Source organism: endosymbiont of Euscepes postfasciatus, assembly GCF_004296535.1.
GTDB lineage: Bacteria > Pseudomonadota > Gammaproteobacteria > Enterobacterales > Enterobacteriaceae > Nardonella.
Genome location: NZ_AP018159.1, coordinates 169,911 through 182,020, shown reverse-complemented (window position 1 = coordinate 182,020; position 12,110 = coordinate 169,911). Strand labels below are relative to the sequence as shown.

Annotated in this window: 9 protein-coding genes, 2 tRNA genes and 1 pseudogene; 9 read left to right on the top strand and 3 right to left on the bottom strand. The window is 16.9% G+C overall.

The window, feature by feature from the left end; all coding sequences use genetic code 11:
- Nucleotides 1–95 precede the first annotated feature (95 nt).
- Nucleotides 96–170: transfer RNA gene (locus tag NAREPO1_RS01020), tRNA-Arg, on the bottom strand.
- Nucleotides 171–220: 50 nt separating this feature from the next.
- Between NAREPO1_RS01020 and NAREPO1_RS01015 the strand changes: the two genes are divergently transcribed.
- A complete protein-coding gene (locus tag NAREPO1_RS01015; RefSeq protein ID WP_130624153.1) occupies nucleotides 221–1,078 on the top strand; it encodes a bifunctional 5,10-methylenetetrahydrofolate dehydrogenase/5,10-methenyltetrahydrofolate cyclohydrolase in 858 nt (285 codons plus the stop codon).
- Between the two features lie 4 nt (nucleotides 1,079–1,082).
- Here NAREPO1_RS01015 and NAREPO1_RS01010 read toward each other — a convergent pair whose 3' ends face one another.
- Nucleotides 1,083–1,364, bottom strand: a complete 282-nt coding sequence (locus NAREPO1_RS01010) for a 50S ribosomal protein L25 (RefSeq protein WP_130624152.1) — start codon at nucleotides 1,362–1,364, stop codon at nucleotides 1,083–1,085.
- 17 nt (nucleotides 1,365–1,381) lie between these two features.
- Nucleotides 1,382–2,638: a tyrosine--tRNA ligase gene (tyrS, locus tag NAREPO1_RS01005; protein ID WP_130624151.1), complete on the bottom strand. Its 1,257-nt coding sequence runs from the start codon at nucleotides 2,636–2,638 to the stop codon at nucleotides 1,382–1,384.
- Nucleotides 2,639–2,731: 93 nt separating this feature from the next.
- Between tyrS and NAREPO1_RS01000 the strand changes: the two genes are divergently transcribed.
- From NAREPO1_RS01000 to NAREPO1_RS00965, 8 genes and pseudogenes are all read left to right on the top strand, one after another.
- Nucleotides 2,732–4,978, top strand: a complete 2,247-nt coding sequence (locus tag NAREPO1_RS01000; RefSeq protein ID WP_172597199.1) for a transglycosylase domain-containing protein — start codon at nucleotides 2,732–2,734, stop codon at nucleotides 4,976–4,978.
- Between the two features lie 296 nt (nucleotides 4,979–5,274).
- On the top strand, nucleotides 5,275–7,200 hold the full coding sequence (dnaK, locus tag NAREPO1_RS00995) for a molecular chaperone DnaK (protein WP_130624149.1): 1,926 nt from the start codon (nucleotides 5,275–5,277) through the stop codon (nucleotides 7,198–7,200).
- 23 nt (nucleotides 7,201–7,223) lie between these two features.
- Nucleotides 7,224–8,321, top strand: a complete 1,098-nt coding sequence (locus NAREPO1_RS00990) for a molecular chaperone DnaJ (RefSeq protein ID WP_130624148.1) — start codon at nucleotides 7,224–7,226, stop codon at nucleotides 8,319–8,321.
- 23 nt (nucleotides 8,322–8,344) lie between these two features.
- On the top strand, nucleotides 8,345–9,346 hold the full coding sequence (locus NAREPO1_RS00985; RefSeq protein WP_130624147.1) for a hypothetical protein: 1,002 nt from the start codon (nucleotides 8,345–8,347) through the stop codon (nucleotides 9,344–9,346).
- A gap of 103 nt (nucleotides 9,347–9,449) precedes the next feature.
- Nucleotides 9,450–10,409 (top strand): annotated as a pseudogene (gene recA, locus NAREPO1_RS00980) (recombinase RecA); the annotation flags it as partial.
- A gap of 63 nt (nucleotides 10,410–10,472) precedes the next feature.
- Nucleotides 10,473–11,795, top strand: a complete 1,323-nt coding sequence (locus NAREPO1_RS00975) for an alanine--tRNA ligase-related protein (protein ID WP_130624145.1) — start codon at nucleotides 10,473–10,475, stop codon at nucleotides 11,793–11,795.
- A gap of 27 nt (nucleotides 11,796–11,822) precedes the next feature.
- Nucleotides 11,823–11,996: a carbon storage regulator CsrA gene (gene csrA / locus NAREPO1_RS00970; RefSeq protein ID WP_130624144.1), complete on the top strand. Its 174-nt coding sequence runs from the start codon at nucleotides 11,823–11,825 to the stop codon at nucleotides 11,994–11,996.
- A gap of 18 nt (nucleotides 11,997–12,014) precedes the next feature.
- Nucleotides 12,015–12,103, top strand: a tRNA-Ser gene (locus NAREPO1_RS00965).
- Nucleotides 12,104–12,110 lie beyond the last annotated feature (7 nt).

The window sequence follows — 12,110 nt, the reverse complement described above, 5'->3', positions numbered from 1 at the left end:
ATATATATGATTATATTATAACATATATTAAAAAATTATTTATAATATAATAAAATTGTTTTAATAAATTTAAAATAATTTTTTACTTTTTTTAATGCACTCTACAGGACTCGAACCTGTGACCAACGATTTAGAAGACCGACGCTCTATCCAATCTGAGCTAAGAGTGCTTTAATAATAATTATATATTAAAAAAAAAAAAATAAAAAAATAATATTTTATGATTACAAAAATTTTAAATGGTAAATATATATCTAATATTTTAAATAAAAATATTAAGAATAAATATATAAAAATTTTAAATAGTAGAAAATATTTAGGTATACCATCAATTGCAATAATATACGTTGGTGATAATATTTCATCTAATATATATATAAAGAATAAAATAAAAAAAATAGAATATATAGGATATAGAGTATATATATATAAATTTGATTATAATGTCAAAGAATGCATCATAATACGTTTAATAAATTTATTAAATATTAATAATAATATACATGGAATATTAGTTCAATTTCCATTACCAAGTAATATTAATTCTTTAAATATTGTTTCTAATATAAATTGTAATAAAGATATAGATTGTTTAAATCCTTATAATTTTGGAAAATTATGTTACAAAAAATCTTATTTTAGACCATGTACAGCTTATGGAATAATAATTTTATTACAAAAATATAATATTTTGAATAATAAATCATATGCAGTAGTAATAGGGATATCAAATGTAATTGGAAAACCAATTTGTATTGAATTATTAAATTATGGATATACTGTAACATTAGTAAATAAAAATTGTATATATATAAAAGAAATAATAGAACAAGCGGATTTATTAATAATTGCTGTTGGAATTCCTAATTTTATAAATAATAAATTTAATATTAAAAAAGGATCTATAATAATAGATGTTGGAATAAATATATTAAATAATAAAATAGTTGGTGATGTAAATATGAATAGTGTAGTAAATAAAGCTTCATATATTACTCCTGTACCAGGAGGAATTGGTCCAGTAACTATTTCTATATTATTAAATAATATATTAAATTCATTTATAATTAATTCATAAAATATTATTTTTTAATAAAATCTATATGTATAATTTTATTTTTAAATGGATGATATTGTATTTTTTTAATATAAACTTCTAATAAATTATTTTCATATATTTTTATTATAAAATTATTATTAAATAATTCTATTTTTGAATTTATAATAAAATATAAATTATTTTCTTTTATTTTTATTAAAATATTTTTAAAATTTTTTTTATATATTACTGCTGGTATAAATCCTAATTTTCTTAATAAATTGTTATTTTTTTCTTCTTTTATATAAGCTTCTATAATTTTCATTATTTTATTTTATACTTTTATATTATTGTTAACCATTTTATTAAATAAAAATTTTTTTTACCTTTTTTTATAAATGTATATTTATTAAATAAAATATCATTTTTAGAAAAAATATATTTTATATTATTATTTATTTTACCATTTATTTTAATAGAACCTTGATTAATTAATATATTAGATTCTGTATTAGATTTAGATATATTACATTTTATAAGAAAATCTCTTAATTTAATATAATTATTTAATATTATTAAATTAAAATTATTTATATATAAATAATTTAAATCATCCTCTGTTAATAAATTATTTGTATTAAATATTTTATCTGTTATTTTATTAATTATATTTAATTCTGTTTTTCCATGAACCATTTTTGTTAATTCATTAGCTATTATTTTTTTTCCTGCAATAATATTTTTTTTATTAGAATTACATATATTATGTATATCTTCTATTTTTATATTTGTAAAATATTTTAAATAATTTTTAACTTCTTTATCATTTATATTAATAAAAAATTGATAAAAATTATATGAACTAGTTTTAGTTTTATCTAACCATATATTATTACTATCTGATTTACTAAATTTATGTCCATTTAATTTAGTTAATATTGGGAATGTTATTCCATATACATTTTTTTTTCTAATTTTTTTTATAAGTTGTATACCGGATGTTATATTTCCCCATTGATCTGAACCTCCTATTTGTAAATTTATTTTATATTTATCATATAAATATAAAAAATCATAACTTTGAATAATAGAATACGAAAATTCTCTAAATGATAAATTATTATTTTTTAATCTATTTTTTATAGATTGTTTATTTAATAAATAATTTATTTTAAATTTATTACCTATATTATTTAAAAAATCTACTAAATTAATAGAATTAAACCATTTTTTATTATCTAATATTAAAATTTTTTTTTTTTCTAAATTTATTAATTTATATATTTGATTTTTTATAGAATAAGCCCATTTTTTTATTAAATATTTATTATTAATAAAATTTATATTTTTTTTAAAACTAGGATCTCCTATTAAAGATGTAGAACTCCCTATTACTATTATTACGTTATATTTTTTTTTTAAAAAAAAAATAATATATTTTATTAATAAAAGATGTCCTATATGGAGGCTGTCACATGTTGGATCAAATCCACAGTATAAATTTATATTTAAATTATTAAAATTTTTTAATAAATACTCTTTTTTTGTTATTTGAAATATTAAATCTCTTTTATTTAATTTTTTAATTATATTATCCATCGATATTTAAAATAAGATATAATTTTATATAAATATATATAATATTTAATCATTTACTATATTATATAAAAATAATTAATGAAAAAAAATATTATGAAAAATAAAGTTACTAAAATAATAGTATTAATTTTATTTTTATTAACTATACCATTAGTATATATATATATTTTAAGTAATTTTATTAAAAATAATTTTTATAATTTTAATGAAAATTCTCCAACGATATTTAGTAAAATAATTGATATTGATATTAATAATAATTTTAATATAAATAAATTTTTAAAAATTCTGGAATTATCTAGATATAAAGAATCTGACAAATTATATGAATCAGGAAATTATATTTTAGAAAAAAATAGAATATTTATATTTAGAAGATCATTTTATTCTTTTGATAATTATATTAAAAAAGCAAAATTTTTAATAAATTTTAATAATAATAAAATATTAAACATAATTAATTTAGATATAAATAAAGAAATTAAAAATTTTCAAATAGAGCCTCAAATAATATATTTTTCAAATTTAAATAATAATTTTTATTTATATAAATTTATAACAGATTTTCCTGACTCTTTAATAAAAATAATACTTTTAGTAGAAGATGAGAATTTTTTTTTTCATAAAGGAATAAACATAAATTCTATATTAAGGTCTGTGATAAAAAACATTAAAAATAGAAAAATAGTTCAAGGTGGAAGTACTATAACGCAACAATTGGTAAAAAATATTTTTTTTAATTATTATAATAAAAATTTTATTAGAAAATTTAATGAAATTTTAATATCTTTAATTATAGAAAATAAATATAAAAAAGATTATATATTAGAATTTTATTTAAATAAAATATTTTTTGGAAATATTAATAATAATAATATATATGGTTTTCCATTGGCTAGTTTATTTTATTTTGGTAAAAATATAGATGAATTAGATTTAAATGAACAAGTTATTTTAGTAAGTATGATAAAAGGTCCTTCATTATATAATCCTTATAAAAATAAAAAAATAATAATTGATAGAAGAAATTTTATTTTTAAAAAAATGAAAGATAAAAATTTAATAGATAATTACTTATTTGATAAATTAATTAGTAAAGATATTATATTGAATAATTATAATATATATATAAATTATTCTTATTTAGATATTATTAAAAATGAAATAAAAAAACTTAATAAAAATTTTTATGATTTTAAATATATTTTTAGTAATTTTGATTTACTAAGTCAAAATTCTTCAAAAATATCATGTAAAAAAATATTATCTAATTTAAGAGAAAAAACAAAAATTAAAGATTTAGAAATATCTATGTTAATAACAGATTTTAAGAATGGTAATATAAAATGTTCTATAGGATCTTTTGATAATAAATTTGGATATAATAGAATCTACATAAATAGAAACATAGGATCTATTATAAAGCCAATAATATATTTATTATCATTAATTAAAAAAAAATATAAATTAAATTCATTAATAGATAATAAAAATGTTATTTATAATGATGGAAAAAAAATATGGATACCAAAAAACTTAAATAATAATTTTAAAGAAAAAGTAATATTTATAGATAGTTTAATTCATTCATTAAATATACCTGTAATAAATATAGGATTTAGTGTTGGAATAGATAATATTATAAATTTTATAAAATTAATATTAAATGATTATAATATTGATATAAAAAAATATCCCTCTATATTTTTAGGATCTATAGGTTTAAATTTAATAAATATATCTCAAATTTATCAATCAATTTTTAATTATGGCAATATTGTTGAATTAAATTCTATATCTTTTTTAATAGATAAAAAAGATATTAAATATAATTTTCAAAATCAAATTAGAAAAGAAAATAATATATTTTCTGAAGAACACTCATATTTAATAATGTATTGTATGAAAAAAATAATTGAAGAAGGAACTGCAAAAAATCTTAATAAAAATAAAGATTTAGTTTTATTAGGCAAAACTGGAACAACAAATAATTTTGTAGATAGTTGGTTTATAGGATCAGATAATAATGAAATGTGTATAATTTGGATAGGAAGAGACAATAATTGTACTACTTATTTAAGTGGATCTTCTGGATCAATGAAAATATATGAAGAATATATAAAATATAGTTTTCCGGAATCTTTTTATTTTAAAGAATTAAAAAATATATATTATGTTAATATTGATGAATATGGAAATATAATATGTTCTGAACATAATAAAAAAATTATACCAATAATAATTGATAATGAAGAAGCATTAAATAATAATTTTTTATGTCCTCATCATAATATTATAGTAAAATATTTTAATAAAATATTTAATATAAAAAAAAAATAAAATATAAAAATTTTATATTATTTATTTTATAATATATATTGTATATATTTTTTAAAATATATTATATAATTTTATAAATAATACATGTAAAATAAATAACAAATGATTAATTTATATTTAAATTTTTAATAAAAAATAATATTTTATATATTTTAACATTCTAATATATTTAATATATTTTAAATTTATTAAGATAATTTTTGTATATAAATATATTTTTTTTTTAATTAAAAAAAAAAAAATAAAAAATAAATTTATAATTTTTTTCAAAAAAAATATTTATAGGTAATTTAATTATGAATAAAATAATAGGAATAGATTTAGGAACTACTAATTCTTGTGTTTCTATAATAGAAAATTCTAAACCTAAAGTTATAGAAAATAATGAAGGTAACAGAACAACACCTTCAATTGTTGCTTATATGGATAATGGTGAAATATTAGTTGGTCAACCAGCTAAAAGACAATCTGTAACAAATCCAAAAAATACTTTATTTGCTATTAAAAGATTAATAGGAAGAAAATTCAATGATGAAGAAATTAAAAAAGATATTAATATAATGCCATATAAAATTGTTTCTTCTGATAATGGAGACGCTTGGATAGAAATTAATAATAAAAAAATAGCTCCTCAACAAATTTCAGCAGAAATATTAAAAAAAATGAAAAAAACTGCTGAAGATTATTTAGGAGAAATTGTTAATCAAGCTGTTATAACTGTTCCAGCTTATTTTAATGATTCTCAAAGACAAGCAACTAAAGATGCTGGTAGAATAGCAGGTCTAGATGTAAAAAGAATAATTAATGAACCTACTGCTGCTGCTTTAGCATATGGATTAGATAAAAAAACAGGAAATTCTATTATAGCTGTATACGATTTAGGAGGAGGAACATTTGATATTTCAATAATAGAAATAGATGAAGTTGATGGTGAAAAAACTTTTGAAGTTTTATCAACAAATGGAGATACTCATTTAGGAGGTGAAGATTTTGATAATGTTATAATAAATTATTTAGTTAATGAATTTAAAAAAGATTATGGTATAGATTTAAAATCAGATCCTTTAGCAATGCAAAGATTAAAAGATGCTTCAGAAAAAGCAAAAATAGAATTATCATCATCTAAACAAACAGAAATAAATTTACCATATATAACATCTGATTCTTCAGGTCCAAAACATATGGTTTATAAAATTACTAAATCTAAATTAGAATCATTAGTTGAAAGTTTAATAGATAAAACAATGAATCCAGTTAAATTAGCCATTAAAGATTCTAATTTATCAATAGAAAATATAAATGAAATTGTTTTAGTTGGAGGTCAAACTAGAATGCCTCTTGTTCAGGAAAAAGTATCTAAATTTTTTAATAAAGAAGTTAAAAAAGATATTAATCCAGATGAAGCTGTAGCAATAGGAGCTGCTATACAAGGAGGAGTTTTATCAGGAGATGTTAAAGATTTATTATTATTAGATGTAACTCCTTTATCATTAGGAATAGAAACTATGGGTGGAGTTATGACTACTTTAATAGCAAAAAATACAACTATTCCAACTAAACATAGCCAAGTATTTTCTACAGCAGAAGATAATCAATCAGCAGTTACAATACATGTTTTACAAGGAGAAAGAAAAAGATCAATTGATAATAAATCATTAGGTCAATTTAATTTAGATGGTATATTACCTGCTATGAGAGGAATACCTCAGATAGAAGTTACATTTGATATAAATTCTGATGGTATATTACATGTTTCTGCTAAAGATAAAAATAGTGGTAAAGAACAAAAAATAACTATACAATCTTCTTCTGGATTAAATGAACAAGAAATCAAAAAAATGATTAAAGAAGCCGAAGAAAATGAAGAATTAGATAAAAAATTTGAAGAATTAACTCAAATTAAAAATCAAGGAGATCAAATATTGCATAGTACAAAAAAACAATTATCTGAAGTTAAAGATAAAATGTCATCAGAAGATATAGAAAATATTGAAAAATCTATTTTAGATTTAGAAAATTCTATGAAAAATGATGATAAAAGTGAAATAGAAAAAAACATTAGATTAGTTATAAACTTATCAAGTAAAATGATAAATTTATCACAAGATTTAAATAAATCTGATGATATTAATAGCAATAATTTTAATAATGATAATAATAAAAATATAAAAGAAAATAGTAATACTGCCGATGATATTGATTTTGAAGAAGTTAAAAAATAAAATAAAAATATTTTTAAAAAAATATGAGTAAATTAGATTATTATAAAATTTTAGGTATTGATAAAAATTCAACTGATAAAGAGATTAAAACAGCTTATAAAAAATTAGCTATAAAATTTCATCCTGATAAAAATTTAGGAGATAAAAATTGTGAATTAAAATTTAAAGAAATAAAAGAAGCTTATGAAACTCTTATAGATCATAAAAAAAGAAACTTATATGATAAATATGGTCATTCAGCTTTTGAAGAAAATCAAGAATCATATGATCAAAATTTTTCTTATAATTTTAACTCTGGTTTTGGTGATATTTTTGGTGATATTTTTGGAGATTTTTTCAATAATAAAAATAAAAATAATAAAAAAAAAGAAAATATATTTTATAGTTTAGAAATAACTTTTGAAGAATCAATTAAAGGTGTTGAAAAATCTATAAAAGTTTTAATTAATGATACATGTTTTGTATGTAATGGAAAAGGTTCAAAAGATGGATCTTTTCCTATTACATGTCCAACTTGTAAAGGATCAGGAAAAATGCAAATTAAACAAGGATTTTTTATAATTCAACAAATTTGTAGTAATTGCAATGGTAATAAAAAAATAATAAAAAATCCATGTAAAAAATGTAATGGAAGTGGTGAATGTGAAGTAGAAAAAATTTTAAATATAAAAATACCATCAGGTATTAACAATGGCGATCAAATAAATTTATCTAAATTTAATTTAGACAATATTTATATAAAAATTTTTGTTAAAAATCATTCCATTTTTAAAAGAGAAAAAGATGATTTATATTGTGATGTTCCAATAAATTTTTCTATAGCTTCTTTAGGTGGTGAAATATGTATTCCTACATTTGATGGAAAAATAAAAATAAAAATTCCAAAAGAAACGCAAAGTGGAAAACTTTTAAAAATAAAAGGGAAAGGAGTATATAATCATAGAAATTATAATCAAGGAGATTTAATTTGTAAAATAATAGTTGAAACTCCTATTAATTTAAATGATTATCAAAAAAAATTAATATATGAATTTGGTAAAAGTTTATCAGATTCGCAAAATATTAGTAGTAATAATTATAAATTTAAAAGTTTTATAGATAGTATAAAAAAATTTTTTTAATTATTTTATTTTTTATAAATTTTATGAATAAATTATATTTAATAGTTCCTACGAAAAATTTTTTTTCTTTTTTTATTACTTTTATTAAAAATTTAGATAATTTAAAATATAAAAAATTTAATTTAATAGATATAAATTTTAAAAAAAAAAATAACAGTATAAAATATATAAAAAAAAAAAATAGTTTAAATATAAAATATTTAAATTTAAATAATAATCTTAATTTTATAAATTTTAATCTTTTAAATAAAAAGACAGAAAATATTATTTCAAATTTTAAAAAAAATAATAATAATATTATTTTAGTAAATGGCATTCCTTTAAATTTTGATAAATATAATTTAAATATATCATCATTATTTATAAATTTAGAACTTATAAAAAGAAATAATTTTAATATTATAATTGAATTATATATTATACATAATAATTATTTTTTAAAATTTAAAAAAATAATAAAAGATTTATTTTTTATATTTAATAAGTATATTTTTATTTCCATAAAAAATATTATAATTATAAATTTTAGCAAAAATTGTATTTTAAAAAATAATAAATATACTTCTTTTTTTAAAAAATATAATTTAAATGTTTTAAGTGTAATTAATGTTAATTATTTTAAAATTAATATTAGTTATTTTAATTTTATAAATATTACAAAATCGATGATTTTAAATAAAATAAAAAATAATTTCATGATAGAAAAAATACTATTTTTTAGCGAAAATATATTTATTTATAAAAATAATATTTATAAAAAGAATTATCTATTGGTAGAATTAATTTCAAATATAAACGATATAAATTTATTTTTTAATAAATTAGAGTATAATAAATGTACTTTATTAATAATAAATGATTTTTTTTCTTTAAAACATAATTTAAAGTTAAATAATATTATAAAATTTTTGTTAAATAAAAAATTTTTATTTTCTATATTAATATCTAATTATGATTTATCTTATATAATTAATTTATTAAAAATTTATAAAATTGATAAATTAGATATAGATTCCATTTCTTAAATAAAATATAAAAAATATTTAAATTTTATAATAAAAAATTTATATAATATATATAGTTGTATAAATTTAAAAATTATAAATACAAAATAAAATAAAATATTTTATGGAAGACAAAGAAAAATTATTATCAATAGCACTTGATCATATAGAAAAACAATTTGGAAAAGGTTCTATAATGAAATTAGGAGAAGATAAAACTATGGATATAGAAACTATTTCTACAGGATCTATTAGTTTAGATATAGCTTTAGGGGCTGGAGGTTTGCCTTTAGGAAGAATAGTAGAAATATATGGACCTGAATCTTCTGGTAAAACTACTTTAACTCTTCAAATTATAGCAGAAGCTCAAAAAAATAATAAAATTTGTGCTTTTATAGATGCGGAACATGCTTTAGACCCTATATATGCAAAAAGAATAGGGGTTGATATTAATAATTTATTATGTTCTCAACCTGATACTGGAGAACAAGCATTAGAAATATGTAATTTATTAACTAAATTTAAAGCTGTAGATGTAATAGTTGTAGATTCTGTAGCAGCATTAGTTCCAAAAGCTGAAATAGAAGGAGAAATAGGAGATTCACATATAGGAATAACTGCAAGAATGATGAGCCAAGCTATGAGAAAATTAGCTGGTAATTTAAAAAATTCTAATACATTATTAATATTTGTTAATCAAATAAGAATGAAAATTGGAGTAACTTTTGGAAGTTCTGAAACAACTACTGGAGGTAATGCATTAAAATTTTATTCATCTATAAGATTAGATATAAGAAGAATTGGATTTGTAAAAAATGTAGAATTAATAATAGGAAATGAAACTAGAGTAAAAGTAGTTAAAAATAAAATTTCTTCACCATTTAAGCAAGCAGAATTTGAAATAATATATGGACATGGTATAAATAGATATGGTGAAATAATAGATTTAGGAGTACAAAATAATTTTATTTTAAAATCTGGATCTTGGTATAGTTATAATGAAAAAAGTTTAGGGCAAGGAAAAATTAATGCATGTAATTTTTTAAAATCTAGATTAGATATTTATAATGATATAGAAAAAAAATAAAAGATGCTTTAATTAAAAAAAATAACGATAAATAAATGTTAAAATTATAAAAAATATAATATGAATTACATAAAATCCCTTGATGAAATAAGAAATATATTTATAAATTTTTTTAAATTTAATAATCATATTTTAATTAATGGTAGTTCTATAATTCCTTATAATGATAATAGTATATTATTTACAAATTCTGGTATAAGTCAATTTAAAAAAAAATTATTAGGAAATAAAAAATTTCAAAATAAAAATGTTATTACGATACAAAAATGTCTTAGAGTTGGTGGTAAACATAATGATTTAGATCAAATAGGTTATAGTAATTATCATCATACATTTTTTGAAATGTTAGGAAATTTTAGTTTTAATGGTTATTTTAAAAAAGAATCTATTTGTTTAATATTTGAATTAATTACAGGATCTAAATGGTTTAATATTTCAAGAAATAATTTAATAATTACTGTTCATAATATTGATGATGAATCTTATAAAATATGGTTAAGTTTAGGAATAAATAAAAATAATATATTTAAAATAGGAAGTAGTAAAAATATATCATATTCAGACAATTTTTGGAAAATGTCAAATTATGGTTTATGTGGTACAAGTACTGAAATATTATATATTAATGATTATAATTTGAAAAAATCTAAAAATCTTATTAAAGATAGTTTAGAAATATGTAATATCGTATTTATACAATTTAATTTATTAAGAAATGATAAATTAATTAATTTACCATATAAATCTATAGATACAGGAATTGGTTTAGAAAGAATTTCATCTGTTATACAACAGGTTGATTCTAGTTATAAAATAGACGTTTTTAATAAAATAATTAATGAAATATTAAATTTAAATTTATTTGTTAATATAAATAATAACTATATATCTTTAAAAGTTATATCTGATCATATAAGATCTATAATATTTATAATAAATGAAAATATATATCCTTCTAATGAAGGAAGAGGATATATATTAAGAAAAATAATAAGAAGAGCTATATGTTATGGGATTTTTGCTGGTATTAATGAAAAGTTTTTATATAAATTAGTAGAACCTGTTATTAATATAATGTTTTTTTATAAAAAAGATTTTAATAATATAGATAATATTAAAAATATTATTTTAATAGAAGAATCAAAATTTTTAAATATATTAAAAAATGGAATAAAAATATTAAATAACAAAATAAAAAAAAATGATAATATTTTTTTAAATGGAGATTTTATATTTAAATTACATGATACATATGGATTACCTATATTTTTTATAGAAAAATATCTAAAATATAAAAATATAAAATTTGATAAAAAAAAATTTATTATATTAATGAAGTTACAAAGAAAAAATTCATCTATAAATAATAAAAAATTTTTATAAATATAAAAAATATTGGTGTATATTTTAATGTTAATTTTAACAAGAAAATGCGGAGAAAAATTAATTATAAATAATGATATAATAATTACTATATTAAATATAAAAGTAAAAGATAGTCAAATTAAAATTGGAATAGATGCGCCAAAATTAATTAAAATATATAGAGAAGAAATTTTTAATAAAATAAAAAAAAATATCTAAATATTAAATATTATTTTTGATGAGATGGCTGAGTGGATTAAAGCACTTCTCTGCTAAAGAAGAATGTAATTAATTTTACATCGAGGGTTCGAATCCCTCTCTCATCATATTTTA